The sequence below is a fragment of the Qipengyuania sp. ABI-127-1 genome (genome assembly GCA_022953095.1).
Classification (GTDB): domain Bacteria; phylum Pseudomonadota; class Alphaproteobacteria; order Sphingomonadales; family Sphingomonadaceae; genus Qipengyuania.
In genome coordinates, this window is the sequence record JALJCR010000001.1 from 1,353,197 (window position 1) to 1,378,311 (window position 25,115).

A 25,115-nucleotide genomic window follows, 5' to 3' on the forward strand; every position below is an offset into this window, starting at 1 on the left:
GGCATATTCCACTCGTTGCGATTCGAGCTCGCCTTCGTGCTGATGCTTGGGATGATCGTTCCGGTTCTGGTGCTCGCGGTTTTCGAGGTAGGAATTTCCCAAGGCCCATCGCGAGTGGTGAACTGGTTCGTTCAGCCTGTCGTCACGAACTCAATCCTGGGTGTTACCGTCAGCACGATTGTGTCGATCGCCATTCTCCGTCGTTTGCGCTTTTATCCTGGCGTCGCTGTCGCAAGATCGATTCTTCCCGTTATGGGCATGTCCTTCGGACTGTTAATTGCCGTGATTGCCGTTTTGAGGATCGAATACTCCAACAGGCTGATCATCATTTGCTTCTTGTGTGTGTTGCTGGCCCGCTTCGCGGTCACGGCAATGCGGTCACGGGCGAAGGGGGTTTTGTATTTCATTGTTCCCGGAGGGCGGGTCGACCTCGTTCGAGAGCTACGCTCCGCACCGGTCTTCGTGATGGATCAGCCTTCCCTTGACAGCTTGCCCGATTGCGCCATCGTCGCTGACTTGTATGCAGACCACGATCCCGAATGGGAGCGCTTTCTCGCGGAAGCCGCGATTTCCGGTCGTCCGGTCTATCACTACAAACAGGTGTGGGAAGCGGAGACCGGACGAGTCCAGATAGAACACATGTCGGAAAACGGTTTCGGGGCGCTTGTTCCCAGCTTTGCCTATCAGAAAATGAAGCGTGCGATCGATGTGGTACTGTGTATCTTTGCGCTGCCTTTCATCATACCCCTGATCGCGATATGCGCCGTCGCAATCAAATTGGACAGCGAGGGACCGGTGTTCTTTCGTCAAAGGCGCGTGGGGTTTCGGGGGAATGAGTTCCGCGTCCTCAAGCTTCGAACGATGAGCGAAGGGCACAACGGAGAAAATCGCGATCTGTCGATCACACGGTCCGGAGACAAACGTGTGACAAAGGTCGGCGGTTTCCTGCGCCGGACCCGGTTGGATGAATTGCCCCAGGTTATCAACATCCTGCGCGGGGAGATGAGCTGGATCGGACCGCGGCCCGAGGCCGTAAGTCTCTCGAAATGGTACGAAGGCGAGATACCATTCTACCGGTATCGGCATATTGTCCGTCCAGGGATCAGTGGATGGGCCCAAGTTAATCAAGGACATGTAGCCGAAGTGGATGAAGTGGACGAGAAACTTCAGTATGATTTCTATTATATCAAGAATTTGTCCTATTGGTTGGACATCATTATAGTGCTGAGAACCGCTAAAGTCGTGCTTTCTGGCTTCGGTTCCAAATGAAGGTGGCGCCGCCTACATTGGATGTGTGGGTCGGAAATGGCCATAAACTAAATTATGGTGCTGCGTGTTCTCACCCGTTCGATCAACGGCCGGTTACAATTTCGACAATCGCAGGGGGCAGCATAAAGTCTCAGCGAACTCGGCTCACTAAATCACAACCCTCAAATCTGAACGCGGCATCGAAGAACGTATTGATTGGCCCATCATATCGATGAGCACCCACGCGCGTTCGTTCGCCGCCAATTTCTCCACTATTCCAAAAAAATTGGCCAAGGGCCCGTGGCTGATCTCAACCCTATCTCTTTCTGCGACGGCGACATGGTTCCGAATGCAGCCTTCATTGTCGCAACGGCTCATGAGTTCTCCGATGAGCTCCTCCGGCACGTTCGCGGGTTCGAGACCAAAGCTCACCAATTTTGCTACCCCATAGGTGGAGCGTATTGCTCTCCAGGGTGTATCATCCGCCTCGATGCCGACGAACAAGTAGCCTGGGAAAAAAGGAGACTTCACCGGCGTGAGCTGACCTCTTAATCGACGGGTCCGGCGGTCTAGTGGAAGGAAACACCTGAACCCCTGCCGTTCCAAGTTGCGCTTGGCTATAGAGGTCGAGTTGGGCTTTACCTGCGCAAGCAGCCAATGCGATGTATTTTCGGGTCTCATTTGGCTTGTCCCCTTGGGAAATCTGATGTTTTTTGGTGAGCAACCAATGCATTCCGGTGGAGAAGGCATTCGGTGAGGGTTACGGTGAAACCGATTGATGATCGTTGGGATCGGTGAAATCCATTTGCCCTTGACCGCTAAGCGCAAGCTGATATCGCTCAAAGTTGAACGATGCAAATGCATTGTCACCAAGATGGTCCAGATTCCGTGCGGGTGGTGCTCACCAGGCTCGGTGCGGTAGCGTGCCCGATTCCGGTGTGATCAGTGGCGGGTCGTCCTACGAAACTCAATGAGAATGCACGCTTTCGAGCGCTTCGCTTGCTCGAAAAAAAGCCCGACGTTTCTCAGCGCGAACTGGCTGAAGAAATCGGAATCAGCGTGGGCAGTGCGAACTATGTTGTCCGCGCGCTAATTGAGAGAGGGCTGGTCAAGGTGGCAAATTTCAAGGCTGCCAAAGATAAGCGTCGATATTCTTACATTCTCACGCCCAAGGGATTTGCTGAGAAGGCTGCGCTGACCGGCCGTTTTCTCGTAAGGAGGTTGGAGGAGTATGAGGCGTTGAGAGAAGAGATTGAGGAGCTGAGGTCGGAAGTGAAGTTTCGCTCTGGCGAAGGTTTCGAAGTCTCTTCAGTTGATGAAGATGGGGGGCGGTAATTGTATGCAGCGGTACGTTTTGGCCTTTCTGGTCCAACCCCTTATCGCATCGTTGTCGGAAGCATCATTCCGTCGACGGAGAATAAACGAATTTTGATTGCGATGCTTTCTCGCTAAGTGAGATTGTGAGCTTGCGGTTACTCCTAACATCTCCGGCTCCAGGCCGACTTGTCGGATGCTCAGGATTTTGCGTTATCGGGGGTTTGGGATCGAACCCTGGGTACGTCTTGGCTCGATGCATGGCTACACCCATCAAGAATTGGCTTCTTTTAGTTGACACAGCATGGTCACTTGCCACAGCGCGCGACCTCGCGAAATTAGTTACCGTCGAATAAGGTTGCATCTTGCTTATGCCGGGCTCGGCATGCTGCACTATAATGGGGCAATGAAAGTTCAATGAAACGTGTTCTGATCACGGGGACTGCCGGCTTTATCGGCTACCATCTTGCCAAGCTTCTGCTTGCAGAGGGCTATGTTGTTCACGGCGTTGACGCCATGACGGACTATTACGATGTCAGCCTCAAGCGCAGGCGGCACCAAATGCTGTTGCAATCGCAAGGCTTCACCGCGACGGAATGCTGGCTTGAGGATTTGAACAGGCTTTCAAAAATTGCCCGCGAGTTTGAGCCGCAGGTGATTGTCCATCTCGCGGCCCAAGCCGGGGTGCGCTACTCGCTGGAGAACCCGCGGGCCTACCTCGACAGCAACATTGTCGGCACTTTCAATATCATGGAGATAGCAAGAGAAGTTCAAGTGGAGCATCTCCTCATGGCGTCAACCTCTTCCGTCTACGGCGCTAACGAGGACATGCCATTCAGTGAAACTGATAAGTGCGACACGCCCCTTACCTTCTATGCAGCGACAAAGAAGGCCAATGAGAGCATGGCACATTCCTATGCTCACCTTTGGAACCTGCCCACCACGATGTTTCGGTTCTTTACGGTCTATGGCCCGTGGGGCAGGCCTGACCTGGCGCTTTTCAAGTTCGTTGACGCCATGCTCGATGGGCGACCTATCGATATTTACAACCACGGAGACATGTACCGGGACTTCACTTATGTGGAGGATCTCGTCCGCGGAATTCGGCTACTTATCGATGCTGTACCAGTGCGCCCCGAAAGTTCCGAGGACATCGAGGATGGCGATAGCTTGTCGCCTGCTGCGCCCTATCGAATCGTCAACATCGGGAACTCCGAGAAGGTCAAGTTGCTTGATTTTATCGATGCGATCGAAGACGCGCTCGGGATCGAAGCGAAGCGCAATTATATGGAAATGCAAAAAGGGGATGTCCCCGCAACCTGGGCCGACGCCAGCCTTCTTAAAAGACTGACAGGATACCAGCCCCAAACGGATGTCCGAGCGGGCATCGATAGATTTGTGGCCTGGTTCCGCGATTACTACGGGAAATAGAACGAATGACTGCTACTGCCCCACTGCCTAATTTGGGAGACATCCGCATCGCGGTCATTGGCCTTGGATATGTTGGCCTCCCGCTTGCTGTTGAGTTTGGCAAGAAGCGCTCAGTAATTGGCTTTGACATCGACAAAGAGCGAATTGACGCACTGAAGAATGGGCATGATGCCACGCTTGAAGTAACTGACGATGAGCTCGCAGAAGCACACGGGCTAGTCTTTGAGTCCGACCCCTCTGCTCTTAAAGATGCGAATTGCTTCATCGTCACTGTTCCAACACCTATTGACGCAAGTAAGCGGCCAGATTTGACCCCGCTGCTCCGAGCTTCGGAAACGGTTGGCGGTGTGCTTAAGCGGGGCGATATCGTTATCTATGAATCAACTGTCTATCCGGGGGCGACAGAGGAAGATTGCGTTCCTGTCTTGGAGAGAACCTCCGGACTAAAATTCAATGCGGACTTCTTTGCAGGATACAGTCCAGAGCGCATCAATCCTGGTGACAAGGAGCACAGGCTCCCCACAATTCGCAAGGTGACATCTGGCTCAAACCCGGAAGTCGCTGAGTTGGTGGACAAGCTCTACTCGACGATTATTGATGCTGGAACATTTATGGCGGAAAGCATTCGCGTGGCTGAGGCCGCGAAAGTAATCGAGAATACCCAGCGCGACATAAACATCGCCTTGATCAACGAGCTTGCAATTATTTTTAATCGCTTGGGCGTCGACACGGAAGCAGTGCTTAAAGCGGCGGGTACAAAGTGGAACTTTCTGCCATTCCGACCAGGTCTTGTCGGCGGGCATTGCATCGGGGTCGATCCGTATTACCTGACTCACAAAGCCGAGGCAATTGGACATCATCCAGAGATCATTCTTGCTGGCCGCCGCCTAAATGACAGAATGGGAGCCTATGTCGCGAACCAGATGGTCAAAGCCATGTTAAGGAAGCGAATACATATTGATGGTGCTCGGGTCCTAGTGATGGGCCTCGCATTCAAGGAAAATTGTCCTGACCTGAGGAATACTCGGGTTGTTGATGTAATTAAAGAGTTAAGCGATTTCGGAATTCATGTTGATGTATACGATCCCTGGGTTGATCGAAGGGCTGCGCTCAAAGAGCACGATATAGAGCTTTTAATTAGCCCGACGCCGAGGACATACGACGGTATCATTCTGGCGGTTTCTCACGAAGAATTCAAGGCTCTTGGAGGGGCTGGTGTTCGCGCGTTCGGTCGCGAAACACACGTTTTCTATGACTTGAAGCATGTCTACTGCAAGGCCTCTAGTGACTTGCGCCTCTAATATGCACGCTATTTATTCTGGGCCTGCAAAAGACTTGGCAGCCGCCGGCGGCCGTGTGTGATGAGTCATTTGTTCTGGCCTAGGCTGTTGGCTACATTCTCGAAAAACGGTTTGGCTCAAGCCGTGGGGATCGGCGTGACCCTTCAAGCTGCAAACATAATAGCGCTGCTTTTGAGCACGGCGATTTTGTCCCAGGAAATGGGAGTCGCTCATTTTGGTGCCTATGTACTGATAATTAGCGTCTTAACGTTGCTTTCAGTCGCTACCGTTTTTGGATTTCCGGCATTCTTGACGCGCGAGATTGCAGCATCTCTAACCAAAAAGGGGGACTCGATTGCAGCATCTCTAACCAAAAAGGGGGACTCGAGTGTCGATCACGGGCCGGCATGGCTCAGCGGTTATGCCTTGTTGACTTCGGCAATATTCTTCGGATTGGCCGTACTTCTTGTATCAGCAATTCAGGCAATATTCCCTAAGGCGATGTTCACTTCTTTCTCTTGGTTCGCGTTCTCTTTAGTTTTAGGGCGTTCTTTCCTCGAAATTTCAGCGGGGGCTCTAGCAGGCCTCGGGCTGATAAGGAAAAGCCAAGTGGCGTCTCTTTTCTTACTCAATGGGCCTTTTGTACTGTTCTTGATAGCTGACACGATGTTTCTGCAAAGGGAAATGACGGTCGACCGGGCTTTGTGGCTTCAGGCCACTTCTACTTGGTTGGGTTCGGCTGTTGGGCTTGTTTGGCTATGGCGCGGTTTGAGATCGTATGAGCTGGAGCTCAGCGCGAATATTTCGAGTTGGCTGAGATGCCTTCGTCTTTGCGCGCCACTTGCTTTGGCCAATGGTTTGGCGTCATTACAGCAAAACGTCGTATTCCTAATTTTGGGCGGGCTCCTATCCTCTGTTGAGGTCGGGATTTTTAGAATCGCAGAGAGGTTAAGCGCCCTCACACATTTTTTGCGATCCGCACTTCTCAATATCTTACAGCCGCAAATTTCGCGCAGTTGGAAAATGGGCGCCCTGCCCGATTTGGCGCAGCGCTTGCGGAAACTTTCTCTATTGAACGCCCTATTCAACATTGGGCTATTATTAGCATATTCCGCGATTGGCCTACTCTTAATTGAAAAGATGTTTGGGGCCGAAGCAGTAGCAGCATGGCTTCCTCTCTTGGTGCTTTCTGCTGGCTACAGCATAGCTTCAGTTTTTGGGTTCAATGGCATGTTATTGGCCATGACGTCCAATGCTGGATTGTTAACAAAGGTCTTGGCGATTGGCTTTGCGATATTGAGCCTACTGATTTTGGTCCTCACTCAGGTATTCGGAATCATGGGTGCTGCTTTAGCAACTTCAACATATACCATACTTATCGCGTTTGGTTTGTGGAGGTTTGCGATAGGCCGCAGTGGCGTCGACGCGGCCATATTCCCCATTTTCATCAGATAGCCGTATTACTGGGTTTATACACACAATGATTGTATCCGATAATCATAAGTTTATTTTTATTCATATTCCGAAGTGCGGCGGAACTTCTGTCCGGACACTACTCGCTTCTTATGATAGTTGCGGGGGAGGCTTCACTGGAAAGATTGGGCCGCTGGGTCGGCACGAAGAGGTCGACTATGTGCATTTGCCGCTCAATGTATTGAAAGAAAACTTTTCAGATATCTTTGCTAAGCTCACATATTACAAAAGCTTTGCGATTGTTCGAGATCCAATTTCTCGCTTTGGCTCAGCTCTCGGGCAATGGTTTAAGAATACTAAGAATGAGCATATACTTGAATGTAGCCCGGCTGCAATTGAGCTGGGAGCACGCTGTGTCCTTGACGACCTGATTTCCACCCCAGAGACACTAGCGCCGACCCTTATCCACTTCCGACCACAAAGCGATTTTATTTACTTTGATGGGTGCAAAATGGTTGAAAAAGTCTTTAGGCTTGAGAGTATTGAGGCGGCTCAATCAGAACTATCTGCATATCTTGGACTAAACCTTCCGGCTTTGCGTCATGAGAACCAGGCGCTGCAATTTCGAAGCCGAGCCCTCAAGCGGGCTGTTACGGCTCTGCGGCCCGTCGCAACACCACTTTGGCAAAATCTCCCAGTGCCGCTTAAGAGGCCTATTTATCATGCTTTACTCGCACCTCCAAAAAATGGAGAGTCAAGGCTCGTCAACGATCAGAGAACTGTCGTCCAAGTCTTGGAGGACGCTGGGTTAGTATCAGAGCTGGAAGCACTCTACGCTACCGATATTCAATTATATTCGAACACCGAATAGAGCTAGGAAAATACTATGCATGCCCAAGCACGTATTTTGCTGCTTTCGAAGTATCCCCGTAAGGGCGCAAGTAGCCGACTGAGATTTCTTCAATTTCTCCCAGGCCTTGAGGCGGAGGGATTCAAAATTAAACAGTCTCCTCTTTTCGATGACAACTACTTGCAGCGAAAGTACAATAAAGAAAGAATATCACTAATTCGTATTTTTGTTCTTTATTTGAGACGTGCATTAGATCTTTTTTCGGCAAAAGGCTATGATATATTATGGATTGAGGGTGAGATTTTCCCCTTTTTGCCTGCTTGCGCTGAAAGGATATTGGCTGCACTCGGCGTAAAGCTTATAATCGATTATGATGATGCGATCTTTCATCGCTATGACTTGTCCACTTCGCGGCTCATTAGGGGGGTTCTTGGAAAGAAGATTCAGCAAGTAATGCGTGTGGCCACATTGGTCACGGTGGGAAACGAATACTTAGCCGCATATGCACGTGCCGCGCCCGCGCCTAGTGTGGTAGTTATTCCAACGGTAGTTGACAAAGAAAGATACCGACCTGCCCTAAAAAGATCTCCGCAATTGGTGGTCGGTTGGATTGGCACGCCAGTCACAACGAAATACCTGCGAAAAATTGCTGTTGAACTTCAGGGTGCGTGCCGGAGGCACGGAGCGCGGTTAACTTTGATCGGTGCTGATCGAGCTGCGCGTGACCTATTCCCAGGTGATTTTCTCGAGATCTTAAGCTGGAGCGAAGCGGAAGAGGCAGCGATGCTTGCCGATATTGATGTTGGGATTATGCCACTTGAGACCTCTCCGTGGGAGGAGGGGAAGTGTGGTTATAAGATCATCCAGTACATGGCGGCGGGTTCTGCGGTGGTCGCTTCATATACTGCAGCGAATGCGGCAATTTTGAAGCGCGGCAATTGTGGGGTTGTTGTGGATCAAAATTGCAACTGGTTCGAGGCCCTCTCCTCACTTCTAAAGGATCGCAGCAATCTTGAAGCTCTGGGGCTTAATGGTCGGAAGGCAGTTGAAGAGGAGTACTCATTGCAGGCGCAACTTCCTAGAATCACGAGATTTATGACTGCAGTATCAAAAGGCGAGGATATTGATTCGGAGGCTGAGAGTACGTCATGTGCGGCATAGCTGGCGTCTTTGATCGCCGCCTATCGTCGATAGAGGCAAATGGCGTTGTGGCCAGAATGAATGCCGTTCAACGCCATCGTGGTCCAGATGAATCGGGAGTTTGGCATGGCGCTGACGGCTTGGGATTAACCTTAGGCCATACCCGCTTAGCCATTTTGGATCTTAGTGCAGCTGGGTCTCAGCCCATGGTGTCGAGAGACAATCGATACATTTTGGTCTTTAATGGCGAGATATATAATCATCGCAAGCTAAGAACCGAATTGTCAGGCGAGTTCAGCACACTACCGTGGAGGGGGCAGTCAGATACGGAGACCTTGCTGGAATGCCTTAGCTTATGGGGCATCGATGCGACGCTCCAAAGACTAAATGGCATGTTTGCCTTTGCTCTTTGGGATCAAAAGCTTTCCGAGCTTACGCTTGCGCGCGATCGATTTGGTGAGAAGCCTTTGTACTATTGGGAGGAGGATGGACTATTTGTTTTTGCTTCTCAGGTCAGCGCGCTTAAGCAGCACCCCGCGTGGCGCGGTGAAATAGATCGAGATGTTTTAGCCCAGTACTTGCGTTTCAATTGCGTGCAGGCGCCCAACTCCATTTTTCGAAAAGTCAAACAGCTACCCCCTGCCCATTTTGTGAGGTTCAGTGGCGAGACCGGTGTTGTCTCGATGCCGGACTGCTACTGGAACATTGGTGCTACATATGAAGCTTGTTCAAGAAATCCACTCCAGTGTGATGATGATGAATTAGCCGATAAGCTAGAGGCGCTATTACATGATGCTGTAGGCATGCGTATGGTCGCAGATGTCCCGCTTGGAGCTTTCTTGTCTGGTGGAGTCGACTCATCCACGGTCGTGTCCATAATGCAGGCCCAAAGCGAACGGCCGATTAGGACTTTTTCTTTGGGCACAGATTCTGATGGATACAATGAGGCAGCCCATGCCAAGGCAGTGGCGAAACATCTCGGGACAGACCATACTGAATTTATTGTAACATCTAAAGACGCATTGGATGTCTTGCCAAAACTGGCAGAATTTTGGGATGAGCCCTTTGCAGATTCGTCTCAGATCCCGACCCTGATGGTAAGCGAGCTAGCTCGAAAAGATGTTACGGTAAGTCTTTCTGGCGATGGTGGCGACGAACTGTTCGCTGGCTACAATCGCTATGTGACTGGTTATCGGCTTTGGCAAGTCATGCGCCCACTGCCTAGACGGCTACGCTTTATACTCGCTTCGCTTTTAGAATCCGCGCCTTCTGACTTCCTAACGAGGGCGCCAATCCTGGGACGAATTCCTGCGCTTAGTTCAAGTTTAAGCAAAATGGCCACCGTCTTGAGGCATAATGAGGTCAATGAGTACTTCCTCTCTCTTGTTTCTCAATTCTCCAACCCAAGCGAGCTATTGTTAAGTGCGGGCGAGGCGCCCTCGATTGCGAAGACGCCAGAGCATTGGCCGACCGAGTTGGGCGACTTTCGGGACGTAATGATGTTTTTGGATGCAGTGGGATACCTCCCCAACGACATACTTACGAAAGTTGATCGGGCCACAATGAGCACCAGCCTTGAAGGTAGAATCCCATTTCTTGATCATCGAGTGGCGGAGTTCGCTTGGCGAATTCCAGTAAGGGAGAAGATTAAGAACGGTTATTCAAAATGGCCATTGCGCAAGGTCCTTTATCGCTACGTCCCATCTGAACTAATTGATCGGCCCAAGATGGGGTTTGGAATACCAATCGAATATTGGCTCAATCATGACCTGCGCGATTGGGCAGAGCATTTACTCGATCCCAAGTTATTGAAAGATCAAGGATTTTTCAACGTTGGCCCAGTGCGGGCGCTTTGGGAGGATCACATTTCTGGGAGGAGAAAATGTCACCACCAGCTATGGACCATACTTATGTTCCAGTCTTGGCTGGATACACAAAAATTTGACTGTTCGGATTGAAAAACGAGCTTCGATTTAGCACTATATTAAGAATTCATAGATGAAGTTCTTCAAGCTTTTATTACTTCTATTTCTAATGGCTTTAGCGTTTTTCGCGATTGTCATGCCGAACTCCTTTCAATTATCTACCGCTATATTGCTGGTGGTGTTCTTTGCTTTAGCGCTACTATCGCGAAGGCTTTTCAGAATGCAGGCTAGGTTCACGCTAATGTTCTTGGCGGGCATCCTGATCACCTTGCTTTATGTTTTTTATGGGGAGCTGAACGGTGCTCCCGACCGAGCCCAGTGGCAAACTTTGGCAATTTATATCTTCTTTCCTGCGCTATGGATTTTTGCGGGTATGCTGGCGATCAGTACGTTAGGGAACGAGGGCTTAGCCAGGGCCATAGCGCTATTCTCATTGCCTGCATGTGCTTCGATTGCGATTTTCTTCTATCTTTACCTAACTTTCGGGCCAGACAGCGTGACCCTGTTTGTCGAAGAGGCAAATGTTAATTTACGGGGTACGACGGTCGCGGCTCGGATGCACGTTTATGCACCTCTAATATTTCTTTGCGGAGGAATATTCGCGGCACCCTCTATAATCTCGCAGGCCCATTTGCGGATAATCGCTGTTCTAGCCTTGACGTTCGCGATTTTGACCTCCGGTCGTAGCGCTTTGTTCGTCTCACCGTTCATCGGCGTGACCATTCTTGCTATCGCGAGTTGGGCCGGCGGTATGAGTTCTCGCCTTATTTTTGCGGCGATCGTTTCGCTTCTCGTAGGGACTTTAAGCCTGATATATCTGGCTAGCTACTTCAATGTGTCAATTGACGATTCAATCAAGATTTACTTCGAAGATCTTTTGGCTTTGGGTGGTTCTGCGCGCATGTCCCAGACAGAAGCACTTTTGTTGTCGTTTCTTGAGGGTGGCGGGCTTGGAGTAGGCCACGGAGTTTCGGCGGACCTTATTCGAGACTTAGAGAATCCCTGGCGCTATGAAATGATGATTCATGCTACGCTACATCGAGTTGGGCTGGTCGGTTTCATTGTCTATGTACTCCCGTTCGCCATTTATATCTTCGAAGCTTTTCGCGACTTGTTTCGTGATCGGCTTCCAGTATACCGGCGCTTTTGGTTGGGCGGCGGTTTGGCGGCCCTCATTTCTACAGCAACCAACCCTTATATCGAAGGCTTTGTGCTCCAGTGGATGTTCGTCTTTCCATTGTTGGATTGGTACATGAGAAGGCACCCAATGAGGGGACCAAACATCCAAACTCGACGGGGAATTCGACCAATTTCGGCTCTGAAACCCACCCATACGTAGTAATCGGACGGCCTACGGCTTTATCGATCGTGGGGATAACCAATGATATTGAAGTGTTCCCCGCCACTAGGAACGACAAAAACTTCTGAGTGATGAACGTGTTCGTACTCTTGATAAACTAAACACCAAAATGCTGACGAAACGAGTTGATAATGCTGGTTCAGAACACCGAGCTAAAAGACCTCTTGATGATCACGCCAAAGCGCTTCGGCGATCACCGTGGTTTTTTTGCCGAGACCTACAGCGCCCGTGTACTGGCCGGACACGGCATCAAGGAGCAGTTTGTCCAGGACAATCACTCGCTCTCTGCGCAGATCGGCACGGTGCGCGGGCTCCATTTCCAGGCGCCGCCGCATGCCCAGGCCAAGCTTGTGCGCTGTGGGCGCGGGGCGTTGTTCGATGTCGCAGTCGATATTCGCAAGGGCTCCCCTACTTATGGCCAATGGTTCGGGGCCGAGCTGAGCTTTGAGAACGGACGGCAATTGTTCATTCCGGCCGGGTTCGCGCACGGCTTTGTCACCCGCACCCTTGACACTGAGATCGTCTATAAATGTTCGGACTATTACGCGCCGGAGACTGAAGGCGCGTTGCGCTTTGACGATCCCGACATCGGTATTGACTGGGGTTTGGATGGGATCGATGTGGTCTTGTCCGAGAAAGACGCCGCTGCGGGTTCGCTCGCTGATTTCGACAGCCCCTTCACCTACGAGAGACCTTCATGAAAATCCTCGTCACCGGCGGCGCCGGCTTTATTGGTTCCGCAGTCATCCGGTTGGCGATCGGCCGCGGCCACAGCGTGGTCAATGTCGACGCGCTAACCTATGCCGCCTGCCTCGAGAATGTCGCCCCGGTCGCAGGCGATCCCGGCTACGCCTTCGAGCATGCCGATATCCGCGATCGCGCTGCGCTTGATCGCATCTTTGCCGAGTACCAGCCTGACGTGGTGATGCACCTGGCCGCAGAAAGCCATGTCGATCGCTCGATCGATGGCCCTGGCACGTTCATGGAAACCAACATACTGGGTACCTTCAACATGCTGGAGGCGGCGCGCAAATACTGGGTTGAGAACGATAAGCCGGAAACCTTCCGTTTCCACCACATCAGCACAGACGAAGTCTACGGCTCGTTGCCGCCTGATCCGGAGGTGCAATTCACCGAAGACACACCTTACGATCCGCGTAGCCCCTATTCTGCGTCAAAGGCGAGTTCGGACCATCTCGTTCGGGCCTGGGCCGAAACTTATGGCCTACCGGTGCTGGTGACCAATTGCTCGAACAATTATGGGCCTTATCACTTCCCTGAAAAGCTGATTCCGGTGGTCATCATTAACGCCCTGCATGGCAAATCGCTGCCGATCTATGGCGACGGTTCCAACGTACGCGACTGGCTGTATGTCGAGGATCATGCTGACGCGCTACTTACGGTGGTCGAGAAGGGAGAGGTCGGGCGGACCTACAACATCGGGGGTGAGAACGAGTGTTCGAACCTTTCGCTGGTAAGAACGATCTGCGGCATCCTTGACCGGTTGCGTCCGTGTGATGACGGTTCGTCATATAGCGATCTCATCACCTTTGTCTCTGATCGGCCCGGCCATGATGCGCGTTATGCGATTGATCCCAGCCGGATCCGCGAAGAGCTGGGCTGGCGGCCCTCCGTGACTGTCGAGGAAGGACTGGAACGGACCGTGCAGTGGTATCTGGAAAATGAGGACTGGTGGAGACCACTGATGAGCCGCCAAGGCGTGGGCCAGCGACTTGGCGGGGGCAAGAACTAAGCCGAAATGACCATTCTCGTATTTGGCAGGACAGGGCAGGTAGCGCGAGAATTGCAGGCGCTCGCGCCGGTAGTCGCATTGAGCCGCGAGGAGGCAGGCCTTGCCACGCCGGGAGCTTGCGCTGCCGCGATCGAGCGACATTCACCAACGGCGGTTATCAATGCCGCAGCTTATACCGCAGTCGACCGGGCAGAGGACGAGGAGGGATTGGCCACTCAGGTGAACGGCTTTGCCCCTGCCGAAATGGCGAAAGCCTGTGCCAAGAGGGACACACCATTTGTACACCTGTCTACGGACTACGTTTTCGACGGCAGCGGTGATGCAGCTTGGCGTCCGGATGATGGCACTGCGCCTATCTCCGCCTATGGGCGCGGCAAGCTGGCGGGTGAGCAGGGCGTGGTGGCTGCCGGAGGACGTTATGCGATCCTGCGCACCTCCTGGGTGTTCTCGGCCCATGGGCAGAACTTCGTGAAGACCATGTTGCGGCTGGGGGCCGAGCGCGGCCAGTTGCGCGTCGTTGCAGACCAGATCGGCGGTCCAACACCCGCCGCGGCCATCGCGCAAGCCTGCCTCACGATCGCGGGTCAACTCGCGAATGGCCCGGCAAAGGCGGGAACTTACCATTTCAGCGGCGCTCCAGATGCATCATGGGCTGATTTCGCCCGTGCGATCTTTGCCCAAGCCGGGCTGGTGTGCGAAGTAGTGGATATCGGTACAACAGATTATCCAACGCCTGCTCGTCGCCCTGCCAATTCACGGCTCGATTGCAGCGCTACCGAGTCTACATTCGGTATCGCCAGACCTGATTGGCAGGCCGGCCTGGCGGCGGTCCTCAAACAGATCAAACAGAAGGATACAGATAAGTAATGCAGCGTAAGGGCATCATCCTGGCCGGGGGCTCCGGCACACGGCTCTACCCGGTGACCATTGGTCTCTCGAAGCAGCTCTTGCCGATCTATGACAAGCCGATGATCTACTATCCGCTCAGCGTTCTGATGTTGGCGGGAATTCGCGAGATCGCGGTAATCACGACGCCGGAAGACCAGGCACAGTTCATTCGCACCCTCGGCGATGGCAGCCAGTGGGGCATCAGTCTGACTTATATCGAACAACCCAGCCCCGATGGGCTAGCGCAGGCCTATTTGCTTGCGGAAGAGTTTCTGGCGGGCGCGCCATCGGCCATGGTGCTGGGCGACAATCTCTTTTTCGGCCACGGCCTGCCCGAACTGTTGATCGAGGCGGCAGCGCGCAGCGAAGGCGGCACGGTATTCGGCTATCGTGTTGCCGATCCGGAACGCTATGGCGTGGTCGATTTTGCCGAGGACGGCTCAGTCCGTTCGATCGTCGAAAAGCCGGAAGTGCCAGCCTCCAACTTTGCTGTGACCGGCCTCTATTTCCTCGATGGCTCGGCTCCGCAGCGGGCGGCACGGGTCAAGCCATCGCCGCGAGGCGAGCTTGAGATTACTACTCTGCTCGAAAGCTATCTGGCTGATGACGTGCTGCAGGTAAGCCTGATGGGGCGGGGGTATGCCTGGCTCGACACTGGCACGCATGGCAGCCTGCTTGATGCAGGTAATTTCGTGCGCACGCTGGAGGAACGGCAAGGCTTACAGACCGGCAGTCCGGACGAGATTGCCTATGGTCAATGTTGGATATCCAGTGAGCAATTGGCTAAGCGCGCAACTGTGTTTGGCAAGAACGCCTACGGTCATTACCTGGAGCAGTTACTTGGGTAGAGCAATACAGCGCCACACAGCTATCAGACTCAGACGTTGTTCTCGGCCTTTTCAAGATAGCACCCGAGCACATTCACAGACTTCCAGCCGTCTGCACTTATGATGGCGGCCACGGCGACCTATGCGAATTCGGGAAGCGCAGTGATCAAACTTTTCGCTTCGGCAAGCAAAATTACCACAGTTCAAGCTATATTCGTAGATCGGTCTGACATTTTGGCGCTGCTTCAACGCTGGAAACCCCAATTGCTGCAAGGGCGCCTGCTGCGCTATGCGATCGCGGTCGTGGTGACCGCAGTGGCGGCCTATTTCGTCACCGAAGGCGTAGCGGGTGTCTTGCCCGCGCGGTGGCCTATGTTGCTACGCCTCGCGCTCGCCGGGGTGGCCATCCTACTTGCATGTCTCCCCATTCTGGTGTTCCTTTTCGCGGCGCTCGGGATTCCCCCCGGCGCAGCCTTGGCCGAAGTGCCAGGCAGAACCATGCCCCAACGCCCCGCGACCAGCGATAGTGTGCCAAATGGCTGATATGAAGGGAGCAAGATTTCTGCTAGTTGGCGCCTTCGCCCGTTCGCTGGTCCTGTTTCGGGGCCCGTTGCTTGAAAGCCTTGTCGCAAGTGGCTGGGAGGTGCACGCAGCGGCGAATGCCCTCGAGGAAGATTCCGAAACACTTGCTGGCCTGTCGGCGCTCGAGGTGACGCCGCATACGCTCCCGATCGAGCGCACCGGAATGAACGTCGCGGCCGACCTCAAGACACTTCGTGCCATGGTCCGGCTGTTCCGCCGTATCAGGCCGCAGGCCATGCTGGCCTATACCATCAAGCCGGTGGTCTGGGGGTTGATCGCAGGCTGGATGGCTGGAGTGCCCCGCCGCTATGCCCTGATTACCGGGCTTGGCTATGCCTTCACTGGTGAAGCGACGGGCAAGCGTGGTGTGATCCGCGCGATTGCGCGGAGTCTTTATCGTGTCGCATTGTCCCGCTCGCATGGGATCTTCTTCCAGAATCCTGACGATGCCGCGCTGTTCGCGGAGCTTGATCTGCTTCCCGCGGGCGTTCCGGTGACGATCGTCGACGGCTCCGGGGTCGATCTTCGCCACTACCAGCCCCAGCCATTGCGCCAGCAGCCGCTGCGCTTCCTGCTGATCGCCCGCTTGCTGGGTGACAAGGGCATCCGTGAATATGCTGCAGCCGCAGCGATGATCCGCGAGCGGCATCCCGATGTTGAGTTCCATCTGGTCGGCGGGACGGACCCGAACCCTAACGGAATCAGCCTCGACGAGCTGAGCGCGTGGCAAAACGATGGCACAATTATCTATCATGGCGAGCAATCGGACGTGCGCCCCTTCCTCGCAGATTGTCACGTCTACGTGCTTCCGAGCTACCGCGAAGGGACGCCGCGAACCGTTTTGGAAGCTATGGCCACGGGCAGGGCAATTATTACCACAGATGCGCCAGGGTGCCGCGAAACGGTGAACCCGGGCGTCAATGGTCTTCTAATCCCCCCACGCGAAACTGAACCCTTGGTCTCGGCGATGCAATCCTTTATCGATAATCCCGCCCAGGTTAAAACAATGGCAGATGCAGCTCTTTCTCTGGTCAGAGATCGCTACGCTGCGGAGAAAGTTGCGGCAAGGATGCTTTCCGCGATAGACGCATGAGCGAAGGTTGAACCATGCTGGTAAAGCGCCTGTTTGATTGCTGCGTTGCGATTTTGGTTCTCATCCTGTTCGCGCTCCCGATGCTTGGTGTCGCGCTGATGGTGCGTAGCAAGCTTGGTTCACCGGTGCTTTTCACGCAAACGAGGCCGGGACTGCACGGCAAGCCATTCAGGATGCTGAAGTTCAGAACTATGCTGGACGCGGTTGACGAAAACGGTGATCCGCTTCCTGACGAGAAGCGACTGACCTCGTTCGGGCGGTTTCTTCGATCGACCTCGCTCGATGAGCTTCCTGGCCTGCTCAACGTGCTGATGGGGGATATGAGTCTGGTTGGGCCGCGTCCGCTTTTGATGGATTACTTGCCGCTCTACTCGCCTGAGCAAGCTCGTCGACATGAAGTGCGTCCGGGAATTACTGGCTGGGCTCAGGTAAACGGACGCAATGCCCTGTCTTGGCCAGAGAAATTCGCGCTGGATGTGTGGTACGTGGACAATCGGTCGATGTGGTTGGACCTGAAGATTATGTGGCTCACTGCGGTCAAGGTGGTGCAGCGGGAAGGGATCAGCTCCGCGGGTGAGGCGACCATGCCGCGCTTCATGGGAGAAACCCAGTGAAACTGGTCGGGATTTACGGCGCTTCTGGCCACGGCCGTGAAGTGATGGGGATGCTGGCGAAAAGACCATCAGCCGATATCGCCTTTGTATTCATCGATGATAACGCAGTTCAGAAGACGGTCAACAATCGCCCTTGTCTTGATTGGGATTCGTTTTTGGCAGCGCCAACCCAAAGCAAGGAGACCGTGCTTGCAATTGGCGACGGAAGAGCGCGCGAGCGGCTTGCGGCAAAATGCAAGGCAGCGGGCATTGGCTTTATGCCAGCCCATGCGCAAAGCGCTGTAATACTTGAAGAAGTCGAACTAGGCGAAGGTTCGGTGCTCTGCCCCTTTTCCATGGTCACCTCAAACGTGATAATCGGGCGACAGTTCCATGCCAACTACTATTCGCAGGTGTCCCATGATTGCGTCATCGGCGATTTTGTCACCCTTGCTCCGGGCGCGAGATGCAATGGCAACGTCGTTATCGAAGACCGCGCCTATATTGGCAGTGGTGCCATCCTGCGTCAGGGCAAGCCAGGTGATCCATTGGTGATCGGTGAGGGTGCTGTTGTAGGCATGGGAGCCGTGGTGACCAAGAGCGTCCCTGCAGGAATCACCGTTGTCGGCAACCCGGCGCGGCCACTGGAGAAAAAGTGAACCATGCGAATCTGGCTTTCACGCCCGCATATGTCGGGACGCGAGGAAGCGCACGTAGCGCAAGCCTTTGCGTCGAACTTCGTTGCACCGCTAGGGCCACAACTTGATGCCTTTGAAAACAAGGTATCGCAATATCTTGGCGGCGGCTTGCATTGTGTGGGCCTTTCGTCCGGTTCGGCCGCACTCCATCTCGCCTTGAGGATCGCCGGTGTCGGGCCGGGCGACGAGGTGTGGGTCTCCTCCATGACCTTTGCTGGTGGGATATTCCCGGTGAATTATCTTGGAGCAAAGCCGCGCTTCTTCGACCTTGATAAAGATAGTTGGACGGTAGATGTAAACATACTTGCAGAACAACTCGAGATTGCTGCGAGCGAAAGCAGGCTGCCAAAAGCGATTGTGCCAACCGACCTTTACGGTCAGAGCGTTGACCTTGATCCGCTCGAAGCTCTTGCTGCGCAATACGGCATTAGCCTGATTGTGGACTCTGCCGAAAGTCTTGGCGCATCATACAAAGAAGGGCGGATGGCGGGAACCGGTGGCGATGCGGCCATTCTTTCCTTCAACGGCAACAAGATCATTACCACCTCGGGCGGCGGAATGCTTGTTACTAGACACAAGGCCTGGGCCGATGAGGCCCGCTTTTTGGCGACGCAGGCGCGAGATCCGGCGCCACACTACGAGCACTCTACTTTCGGTTACAACTACCGCCTTTCCAACATTTGTGCGGCCATTGGTCTAGGGCAAATGGAAGTCGTTGATGACCGTGTTTCGCGGCGCCGGGCGATTTTTGACCGATACCGCGATGCGCTCATAAGGCCTGGAATTTCATTTATGCCTGAGCCAGATGGCCTGCGTTCAACACATTGGCTTACAGCGTTTGCTATCGATCCCAATCAAGTTGGCGTATCGCGCGAAGACATTCGCCTGATGCTGCTCGAGCATGAGATAGAATCGCGCCCATTGTGGAAGCCCATGCACATGCAGCCGCTCTATGCTGGCACGGCGTATCATGGTTCTGGCGTGGACGAGCGATTGTTCTCCCAAGGCCTGTGCCTTCCGTCGGGAAGTGACATGTCGGATGATCAACAGGACGAGGTGATTGGCCGAATTCTTCAGCTTCTCGATTCTGCAAACTGAACTATCTTGTAGATTTGAAGAGAATGGGCCTCGTCACCATTCTCGACTGACTTCTAACTGGGTGGTAATCTCTTGCAACCGCCGCTTGGTCCCTTGATCTATGTTCTTTGGCAATTCCCCAAGGCTGAAGAAACCGGCCTCTGCAATTTCTAAACTATTCGATCTGAGCGGTGCGTCGCCTCGAGTGTCGCACAAGTAGACCAGAACATGATCATGGTTGCCGACGGATCTATTGAAGAAGATACCATGAAGCTTTGACACCCCAACGACTTTCAGGCCCGTCTCTTGTTCGAGTTCTCTTGCAAGAGCCTCCTCGGCCGTTTCGTGGGGCTCGACTCCCCCACCAGGGAAGTGCCAACCTGATGTATACGTATGTCGAACGAGCAAAAATTTCCCGTCTTCTGACTGCACAACGGCACGGACCCCGATGGTCAAGCCGCGCTGAACGCGAAAGGCAAGGTGGAGTATTTTACTCCAAAGGCTTGAGGTCAGGCCTTTGCCTTGGCCGATCATCGATTGGCTGCCGTTTCTTCCATCTTCGTATCTCTCGGCTGCGCAGTCTGCGAGGCTTTCCAAACCAGGTCTGAGAGTTCGCGCTCAAGTGGTGTGTATTCAAGCGGCAAGTCGAGCAATATCGCGTATATCTCTGGAAGATCGAATGCCTTGCATGCCGCCAGTAATTTCTCGAGAATAGGGAGAAGTTCGTCGGACGACATGGCAACTTCTGTGGCTGCCATCACGCGGGGGTGTTCTGTCGGCTCAGGCTTGTTCCCGATCAAGAGCTCCTCGTAGAGCTTCTCCCCTTTCCTTAGGCCAGTAAAGCATATCGGGATGTCACCCTTTTCAGGAATGACCTCGTCAGGGTGGTCGATAAAGTATGGGGTAAGCCCATGCAGCTTTACCATGGTTTCTGCCAATTCTGCGATCTTCACTGGCTCCCCCATGTCCAGCACGAAGACATCACCTCCGTTAGCCATTGCCCCTGCCTGGATCACAAGTTGAGATGCTTCTGGAATAGTCATGAAATAGCGGTTGATTTCCGGATGCGTCACAGTCACCGGACCACCTGCCTCGATTTGTGACCGGAAGCGTGGGATGACCGAGCCAGACGATCCTAAGACATTCCCAAATCGAACCATTGAGAAAGTTGTATTGGGCTCATCCCGTGCCAGTGCCTGGCAGATGAGCTCGGCAATTCGCTTGGTGGCCCCCATGACGTTGGTCGGCCGAACTGCCTTGTCGGTTGAAATCAAGATGAAGCTGCTGACGTTGTTATCTCGCGCCAGCCTGGCAATCGTAAGGGTGCCGAATACGTTGTTTCGGATTCCTTCGACGACGTTCTCCTCGACAAGGGGAACATGCTTATACGCTGCTGCGTGGTAGATCGTTTCGACTTGGAAAGCCTGAATTGCTGCCTCCAGCCTCTTGGCGTTCTGCACTGAACCCAGGACCGGAATAATCTGCGCCGAAGATCTGGAATGCTGCGCTATCTCTCGAAGTTCAGCCTCAATTGAGTAGAGGGCAAATTCAGAAATTTCATAGAGGATCAGGGCTTTAGGGTTCTGCGCGATAATTTGACGGCAGAGCTCGCCGCCAATAGATCCGCCTGCGCCGGTAACCATGACGACTTGGCCGTCAATGTTCTGTTTAAGGAGCTCCTCGTTGGGTGCAACGGGATCCCGACCAAGCAGATCCTCAGCGCTCACATTGCGTAGTTCGGAAATCTTGGCCTTGCCGCTGATAATGTCAGAAAGGCCAGGGATGGTCTTTACTTCAAGGTTCATTCCTTCAAGCCATGCGAAGATTTCCCGTCGGCGGGTGTGACTAAGATTGGGCATTGCAAGCAGCACAACCTCTAAAGCGGAGTTGTCGGCTAATCGTTCAATCACAGCAGGTGGATGAACCGGGAGCCCACTGATCGTCAGGCCTTGGAGATGGCTGTCATCATCGACGAAAGCAATTGGAGCATAATCTCGCCCATGAAAGAGCGAGTTGAGCAATTCGAGTCCAGCTTCCCCGGCCCCGTAAATCACGACAGGTTTCTTCGAGATCTGCATTGGAGCACGAAAAATCTGGCGCACCACAAAACGCATACCTGCAACGGTCAGTAATAGCAGCAATCCGGAAATTATGGGGACCGAACGCGGGATGCCTGCTGTAAGAAGGGCGTTACTGATGAAGAGAGCTGTCGCAAAGGCTGCTATGCCTTGGACGATAGAGGTTAGAATCTTTCCGGTCACAAAACGCACAAGCGTGCGGTAAAGCCCGGACAGCCAAAACGTCACAATCCCAACGATTGTTGAGATTATGAAAGGCAGCCAGATCTTCAGATTGGAGAGGAAATCGAGACTTTCGAGCCTGATTGCCATGGCGGCAAGGAAGCAGGCGAGTATCAGCCCAGTGTCGACGATGATTTGAAGCGCTACTTTGTACTTCCGGCCAAGCGTGGAAAGTTGCCTGATGTTACCAATCATTCGAACTGTTCCGTACTTATCTCACCTACCAAGCGTTGGCGCTCGGTACGGCAACCGAGCTACATGCGCAACTCAATCGGACCCAAAAGGGGACGCGGCCTCTTGAAAGATGGTCAGCGAATCACCCTCTGCCCGAACATCTTATTGATGTGAGCTCATAATCGCCGAATGATTTAGGCCCAGACGTTGTGCTCGGCTTTCTCTAAATAGCGCGCCAGCACATTCACTGACTTCCAGCCGCCCGCGCGCATGATCGCGGCCGTGTCGAACCCCCGCTTCAACAGGTCCTGTGCCGCGCCTACCCGCATTGAGTGACCGCTGAAGGATGCGACCTGATCTGCTCGTAGGCCACAGCGCTGCGCAGCATCTTTGATCACGCGCCGGATTGTCGTTGTCTCAAGGCAACGATCAATGGCCTTGCGTTGGTAGATCGGGCAGAACAGCCATTCGATGTCCGGTCCGCGGTATGCCAGCCACTCTTTGAGTAAGTCGGCAGTTCTTTGTGAGGTGAACGCGATGCGTCCGCTGCCAAACGGATCCGCTTTGCTGCGGCGGATGAGCACCCGCAGTGTTTCATCTTCCCGCTCTGTCAGGTCTTGGTTGCGTAAAGCGATGAGTTCTGATCGCCGAGTCATCAATTCATAGCCGAGGGAGAGCATCGCGCGGTTGCGCAGGCCCCAAGGCGTATCGGGTTCGCTTTCCAGAAAGCTTTCGAGGTAGTTGCGCGTCAGGCCCTTAGCTTGGCGGGGTCGAATCGGTTTCTGGCGCCTGACTTTGCGCATGGCGAGGTTGACATCCTCGTCATAGGTCGGGTCAGGTAGCCGCAGCAGGCGATGTACCTTGCGGATCGCATAGAGCCGTCGCTGTACGGTGGAAGGGGCCTTGGACGCCCCCTGATCTTCAAGAAAGCGGCACACGGTTTCGACGGCGGCGGGGAGGGGCGCGTTTATCCCGTTCTCCACGCACCAGTTTTCGAAAGCCTCGACATCGGCGCGGTAACTACGCATTGTTGCTGGTGCATAGGCGCCATCGAGGCGCTGGAATTCGGCGCGCCAATTGGCGGATGAGCTTTGTTGAAGCATTCAATTTATATGATACCAAAAGGATCATAAATCAAGTGTCGGACATCACTGCTGAGCAGATAAAGGCAGCGCGAGCTGCAATCGGGGTGACGATCCGACAAGTTGCGCAGCAGACCGGAATTGGCTCTGCCACCCTCAAGCGTTACGAGGCGACATCGGGTGTTCCAAAGTCTCGCAAGGGGCACCTGCTTACTTTGCGCGAATTCTTCGAAGCCACCGGTATCGAGTTCATCGGATCGCCCGGCGATCGACCTGGGATTCGCGTCGGTCCGCCCAAAGACTAAGTTTCAGGTTCCCTAGTCAATCAGACGCCCACAGGCGCAGTATGCCATTTGCTGCAAAAAGCTTTTGACGCGCTAGGGTAATGGTGTGTTGATCCGCACATGGCCCCAATGTCATCCCTCTCATCGAGACCCTTGCAGTAACCTTGCAGTCCTTCAAATGCCCGATAACGCGCAACTTCGGGAGTTCGCTCTTCCGGTAAGAGCACGGAGCTTATTCGCTGGGTTCGAGGCGCCATAAGCCTGTGGACACTGACGTTGCTATATGCCCAACGCCCTTGCAAACCGCCAGGGTGATGCAAATGCTGCGCAGCAAAAAATGACGGGGGTGAAAACGAAGATGGTTGGTAGCCGCGAACGAAGAGTGCAAGTGGGAAAAATGGGAGAAGGATTAGATAGGGGCTGGATCATACTGGCGCTGCTGGCTGCCGTGGTGGCATTTACAGGTGGGGCATCCAGGTTTGATGCAATCCAAATCGTTCCGCTGCGCTCTTTATCCGCGCTCTTTTTAGTTTCATCACTCTTTTCCCTAACGAAGGAAAGGCTAAAGGCTGAGCGTGCGCTCGTCATCTTGTTTGCATGTTTTGCGCTGATCGTAATGCTTCAACTTGTGCCGTTACCGCCTCGGATATGGCAAAGTCTACTGGGGCGCACAGACATTCTTCAATTGGATACCGCACTAGGTCTCGAAGGAGCCTGGCGCCCCTTGACGCTGACTCCGATGCGTAGCTGGAATGTGCTCGGGAGCCTGGTCGTGCCGGCAGCCGGCTTGTTTTTGGCAATTGCCCTTCGCGCGTCTTCTCTGACGCTATTGCGAGTTGTTGCAGGGTTGGGAGTTCTCAATGCGCTGTTGGGCCTTTTCCAGATCGTAATGGGAAGATCGAGCGTTTTCTATTTCTATGAAGTAACCAACAGGGGCGGCGCAGTAGGTGTTTTCGCAAATGAAAACCACGCGGCAGTTTTTGCGGCTTGTTCTATGCTGGTAGTGACATTGCTCGGTCTAAGGGTCAGTAAGGAGCGGAGTGCGGTTTGGGAGCGCTTGATGTATCCTGCTGCTTTTTTCTTGATCCTTTTGGTAGCGTTGGCCGGGGGGTCAAGGGCTGGCTTCGTAGCCGTCATCGGCACGATTCTGGTCTCAATAACTATGCTCGCTTTGTCTCCGCGCCCTCGCAGGGGGCTTCGCGCTGAGCAGTCAGTGGGGCGGTGGCTTGACCAGCAACCTCGCCTGATATTGGCCATTCCGGTTATTTTGGTATCGCTGACGGCAGCTGCATTTCTGGCGCTTGACCGGACGCCAGCGTTTCGTGACATTCTTGTGAGAGATAGCTTTGAGGATTTGAGATGGTCATTGTGGCCGGTGATTATCGAGATGCTTGAAGGCCATTGGGTGCTAGGGACGGGTTTCGGATCCTTTGAACAAGTATATCATATCTATGAGCCATCGGCATTGCTGATGCCTTCTTATGTCAATCAAGCGCATAACGATTGGGCGCAGTTTATTATTGAGGGAGGAGTGCTGGCAGGGCTACTTTTGACTGGATTTCTTGTTTGGATGGTAAGGGCGATCGGGACGATGTTTTTCCATCGGACGCGGAGGGTCGACGCAATTTTTTGGATGAGTATCTTTGCGATTGTCGCAGCTGCGTCCTTGGTGGATTATCCCTTGAGAACTCCTCTCTTTCAGTTAGTCACAGTCTGGCTCTTGCTCGCCCTTTCGCGAGATGCCCGTGATATGAATGCAACATAGTTTGCTCGCTGCGGGAGTTTTTTGGTCGACGCGGCTTT

General features: G+C 53.5%; 24 protein-coding genes. 20 read left to right on the forward strand and 4 right to left on the reverse strand.

All coding sequences use genetic code 11. The features are described 5' to 3' along the window. Nucleotides 1-15 precede the first annotated feature (15 nt). Complete coding sequence (locus MUY37_RS06670; RefSeq protein ID WP_499194576.1) at nucleotides 16-1,269, forward strand: sugar transferase; 1,254 nt, start codon at nucleotides 16-18, stop codon at nucleotides 1,267-1,269. A 147-nt stretch (nucleotides 1,270-1,416) separates the two neighbouring features. Here MUY37_RS06670 and nusG read toward each other — a convergent pair whose 3' ends face one another. Then, a complete protein-coding gene (nusG, locus tag MUY37_RS06675) occupies nucleotides 1,417-1,929 on the reverse strand; it encodes a transcription termination/antitermination protein NusG (RefSeq protein ID WP_499194577.1) in 513 nt (170 codons plus the stop codon). Between the two features lie 264 nt (nucleotides 1,930-2,193). Between nusG and MUY37_RS06680 the strand changes: the two genes are divergently transcribed. The 17 genes from MUY37_RS06680 (at nucleotide 2,194) to MUY37_RS06760 (ending at nucleotide 19,493) form a co-directional block, all read left to right on the forward strand. After that, a complete protein-coding gene (locus MUY37_RS06680; RefSeq protein WP_499194578.1) occupies nucleotides 2,194-2,583 on the forward strand; it encodes a MarR family EPS-associated transcriptional regulator in 390 nt (129 codons plus the stop codon). A 396-nt stretch (nucleotides 2,584-2,979) separates the two neighbouring features. Further along, entirely contained in the window at nucleotides 2,980-3,993 is a 1,014-nt protein-coding gene (locus MUY37_RS06685; RefSeq protein WP_499194579.1) for an NAD-dependent epimerase/dehydratase family protein, read from the forward strand. A gap of 5 nt (nucleotides 3,994-3,998) precedes the next feature. Continuing rightward, on the forward strand, nucleotides 3,999-5,294 hold the full coding sequence (gene tviB / locus MUY37_RS06690) for a Vi polysaccharide biosynthesis UDP-N-acetylglucosamine C-6 dehydrogenase TviB (protein WP_499194580.1): 1,296 nt from the start codon (nucleotides 3,999-4,001) through the stop codon (nucleotides 5,292-5,294). A gap of 60 nt (nucleotides 5,295-5,354) precedes the next feature. Next, on the forward strand, nucleotides 5,355-6,728 hold the full coding sequence (locus MUY37_RS06695) for an MATE family efflux transporter (RefSeq protein ID WP_499194581.1): 1,374 nt from the start codon (nucleotides 5,355-5,357) through the stop codon (nucleotides 6,726-6,728). A gap of 25 nt (nucleotides 6,729-6,753) precedes the next feature. After that, nucleotides 6,754-7,557: a sulfotransferase family 2 domain-containing protein gene (locus MUY37_RS06700; RefSeq protein ID WP_499194582.1), complete on the forward strand. Its 804-nt coding sequence runs from the start codon at nucleotides 6,754-6,756 to the stop codon at nucleotides 7,555-7,557. A gap of 15 nt (nucleotides 7,558-7,572) precedes the next feature. Continuing rightward, entirely contained in the window at nucleotides 7,573-8,697 is a 1,125-nt protein-coding gene (locus tag MUY37_RS06705; RefSeq protein ID WP_499194583.1) for a glycosyltransferase family 4 protein, read from the forward strand. Further along, on the forward strand, nucleotides 8,685-10,634 hold the full coding sequence (asnB, locus tag MUY37_RS06710) for an asparagine synthase (glutamine-hydrolyzing) (protein ID WP_499194584.1): 1,950 nt from the start codon (nucleotides 8,685-8,687) through the stop codon (nucleotides 10,632-10,634). The genes MUY37_RS06705 and asnB overlap by 13 nt, the downstream gene beginning before the upstream one ends. 40 nt (nucleotides 10,635-10,674) lie before the next feature. Further along, nucleotides 10,675-11,940 carry a hypothetical protein gene (locus MUY37_RS06715; RefSeq protein ID WP_499194585.1) on the forward strand — a complete coding sequence of 422 codons (1,266 nt, stop codon included), beginning with the start codon at nucleotides 10,675-10,677 and terminating at the stop codon, nucleotides 11,938-11,940. Between the two features lie 152 nt (nucleotides 11,941-12,092). After that, entirely contained in the window at nucleotides 12,093-12,662 is a 570-nt protein-coding gene (gene rfbC, locus MUY37_RS06720) for a dTDP-4-dehydrorhamnose 3,5-epimerase (protein WP_499194586.1), read from the forward strand. Then, nucleotides 12,659-13,714, forward strand: coding sequence for a dTDP-glucose 4,6-dehydratase (rfbB, locus tag MUY37_RS06725; protein ID WP_499194587.1), 1,056 nt, complete (start codon nucleotides 12,659-12,661; stop codon nucleotides 13,712-13,714). Before rfbC ends, rfbB begins: the two co-directional genes overlap by 4 nt. Before the next feature lie 6 nt (nucleotides 13,715-13,720). Then, nucleotides 13,721-14,581, forward strand: coding sequence for a dTDP-4-dehydrorhamnose reductase (gene rfbD / locus MUY37_RS06730; RefSeq protein WP_499194588.1), 861 nt, complete (start codon nucleotides 13,721-13,723; stop codon nucleotides 14,579-14,581). After that, nucleotides 14,581-15,450, forward strand: coding sequence for a glucose-1-phosphate thymidylyltransferase RfbA (gene rfbA, locus MUY37_RS06735; protein ID WP_499194589.1), 870 nt, complete (start codon nucleotides 14,581-14,583; stop codon nucleotides 15,448-15,450). The genes rfbD and rfbA overlap by 1 nt, the downstream gene beginning before the upstream one ends. Nucleotides 15,451-15,663: 213 nt before the next feature. Beyond that, nucleotides 15,664-15,972: a hypothetical protein gene (locus tag MUY37_RS06740; RefSeq protein WP_499194590.1), complete on the forward strand. Its 309-nt coding sequence runs from the start codon at nucleotides 15,664-15,666 to the stop codon at nucleotides 15,970-15,972. Nucleotide 15,973: 1 nt separating this feature from the next. Then, a complete protein-coding gene (locus tag MUY37_RS06745) occupies nucleotides 15,974-17,104 on the forward strand; it encodes a glycosyltransferase family 4 protein (protein WP_499195123.1) in 1,131 nt (376 codons plus the stop codon). A 14-nt stretch (nucleotides 17,105-17,118) separates the two neighbouring features. Further along, nucleotides 17,119-17,718 carry a sugar transferase gene (locus MUY37_RS06750; RefSeq protein ID WP_499194591.1) on the forward strand — a complete coding sequence of 200 codons (600 nt, stop codon included), beginning with the start codon at nucleotides 17,119-17,121 and terminating at the stop codon, nucleotides 17,716-17,718. Next, nucleotides 17,715-18,356, forward strand: coding sequence for an acetyltransferase (locus MUY37_RS06755; protein ID WP_499194592.1), 642 nt, complete (start codon nucleotides 17,715-17,717; stop codon nucleotides 18,354-18,356). The genes MUY37_RS06750 and MUY37_RS06755 overlap by 4 nt, the downstream gene beginning before the upstream one ends. A 3-nt stretch (nucleotides 18,357-18,359) precedes the next feature. Beyond that, entirely contained in the window at nucleotides 18,360-19,493 is a 1,134-nt protein-coding gene (locus MUY37_RS06760; RefSeq protein ID WP_499194593.1) for a DegT/DnrJ/EryC1/StrS family aminotransferase, read from the forward strand. Nucleotides 19,494-19,526: 33 nt separating this feature from the next. Here MUY37_RS06760 and MUY37_RS06765 read toward each other — a convergent pair whose 3' ends face one another. The 3 genes from MUY37_RS06765 to MUY37_RS06775 all read right to left on the reverse strand — a co-directional run bounded on the left by MUY37_RS06765 (nucleotide 19,527) and on the right by MUY37_RS06775 (nucleotide 23,049). Further along, nucleotides 19,527-20,006 carry an NUDIX domain-containing protein gene (locus tag MUY37_RS06765; protein ID WP_499194594.1) on the reverse strand — a complete coding sequence of 160 codons (480 nt, stop codon included), beginning with the start codon at nucleotides 20,004-20,006 and terminating at the stop codon, nucleotides 19,527-19,529. Continuing rightward, a complete protein-coding gene (locus tag MUY37_RS06770; RefSeq protein ID WP_499194595.1) occupies nucleotides 20,003-21,967 on the reverse strand; it encodes a polysaccharide biosynthesis protein in 1,965 nt (654 codons plus the stop codon). Before MUY37_RS06770 ends, MUY37_RS06765 begins: the two co-directional genes overlap by 4 nt. 173 nt (nucleotides 21,968-22,140) lie before the next feature. Further along, nucleotides 22,141-23,049 (reverse strand): tyrosine-type recombinase/integrase, encoded by a 909-nt coding sequence (locus MUY37_RS06775; RefSeq protein WP_499194596.1) that lies wholly within the window; start codon nucleotides 23,047-23,049, stop codon nucleotides 22,141-22,143. Between MUY37_RS06775 and MUY37_RS06780 the strand changes: the two genes are divergently transcribed. After that, nucleotides 23,031-23,333, forward strand: coding sequence for a hypothetical protein (locus MUY37_RS06780; RefSeq protein WP_499194597.1), 303 nt, complete (start codon nucleotides 23,031-23,033; stop codon nucleotides 23,331-23,333). The genes MUY37_RS06775 and MUY37_RS06780 overlap by 19 nt on opposite strands. Before the next feature lie 262 nt (nucleotides 23,334-23,595). Next, entirely contained in the window at nucleotides 23,596-25,077 is a 1,482-nt protein-coding gene (locus tag MUY37_RS06785) for an O-antigen ligase family protein (RefSeq protein WP_499194598.1), read from the forward strand. Nucleotides 25,078-25,115 lie beyond the last annotated feature (38 nt).

What these genes read in the sequence shown, in the direction of transcription:
- rfbD (WP_499194588.1), top strand. Translation starts at nt 13,721, where the DNA reads ATGACCATTCTCGTATTTGGCAGGACAGGGCAGGTAGCGCGAGAATTG.
- MUY37_RS06770 (WP_499194595.1), bottom strand. Translation starts at nt 21,967, where the DNA reads ATGATTGGTAACATCAGGCAACTTTCCACGCTTGGCCGGAAGTACAAA.
- MUY37_RS06750 (WP_499194591.1), top strand. Translation starts at nt 17,119, where the DNA reads ATGCTGGTAAAGCGCCTGTTTGATTGCTGCGTTGCGATTTTGGTTCTC.
- MUY37_RS06695 (WP_499194581.1), top strand. Translation starts at nt 5,355, where the DNA reads ATGAGTCATTTGTTCTGGCCTAGGCTGTTGGCTACATTCTCGAAAAAC.
- rfbC (WP_499194586.1), top strand. Translation starts at nt 12,093, where the DNA reads ATGCTGGTTCAGAACACCGAGCTAAAAGACCTCTTGATGATCACGCCA.
- MUY37_RS06760 (WP_499194593.1), top strand. Translation starts at nt 18,360, where the DNA reads ATGCGAATCTGGCTTTCACGCCCGCATATGTCGGGACGCGAGGAAGCG.
- asnB (WP_499194584.1), top strand. Translation starts at nt 8,685, where the DNA reads ATGTGCGGCATAGCTGGCGTCTTTGATCGCCGCCTATCGTCGATAGAG.
- MUY37_RS06775 (WP_499194596.1), bottom strand. Translation starts at nt 23,049, where the DNA reads ATGCTTCAACAAAGCTCATCCGCCAATTGGCGCGCCGAATTCCAGCGC.
- MUY37_RS06700 (WP_499194582.1), top strand. Translation starts at nt 6,754, where the DNA reads ATGATTGTATCCGATAATCATAAGTTTATTTTTATTCATATTCCGAAG.
- MUY37_RS06765 (WP_499194594.1), bottom strand. Translation starts at nt 20,006, where the DNA reads ATGATCGGCCAAGGCAAAGGCCTGACCTCAAGCCTTTGGAGTAAAATA.
- MUY37_RS06685 (WP_499194579.1), top strand. Translation starts at nt 2,980, where the DNA reads ATGAAACGTGTTCTGATCACGGGGACTGCCGGCTTTATCGGCTACCAT.
- MUY37_RS06780 (WP_499194597.1), top strand. Translation starts at nt 23,031, where the DNA reads ATGAGCTTTGTTGAAGCATTCAATTTATATGATACCAAAAGGATCATA.
- MUY37_RS06745 (WP_499195123.1), top strand. Translation starts at nt 15,974, where the DNA reads ATGAAGGGAGCAAGATTTCTGCTAGTTGGCGCCTTCGCCCGTTCGCTG.
- tviB (WP_499194580.1), top strand. Translation starts at nt 3,999, where the DNA reads ATGACTGCTACTGCCCCACTGCCTAATTTGGGAGACATCCGCATCGCG.
- rfbB (WP_499194587.1), top strand. Translation starts at nt 12,659, where the DNA reads ATGAAAATCCTCGTCACCGGCGGCGCCGGCTTTATTGGTTCCGCAGTC.
- MUY37_RS06785 (WP_499194598.1), top strand. Translation starts at nt 23,596, where the DNA reads ATGCCCAACGCCCTTGCAAACCGCCAGGGTGATGCAAATGCTGCGCAG.
- rfbA (WP_499194589.1), top strand. Translation starts at nt 14,581, where the DNA reads ATGCAGCGTAAGGGCATCATCCTGGCCGGGGGCTCCGGCACACGGCTC.
- MUY37_RS06705 (WP_499194583.1), top strand. Translation starts at nt 7,573, where the DNA reads ATGCATGCCCAAGCACGTATTTTGCTGCTTTCGAAGTATCCCCGTAAG.
- nusG (WP_499194577.1), bottom strand. Translation starts at nt 1,929, where the DNA reads ATGAGACCCGAAAATACATCGCATTGGCTGCTTGCGCAGGTAAAGCCC.
- MUY37_RS06715 (WP_499194585.1), top strand. Translation starts at nt 10,675, where the DNA reads ATGAAGTTCTTCAAGCTTTTATTACTTCTATTTCTAATGGCTTTAGCG.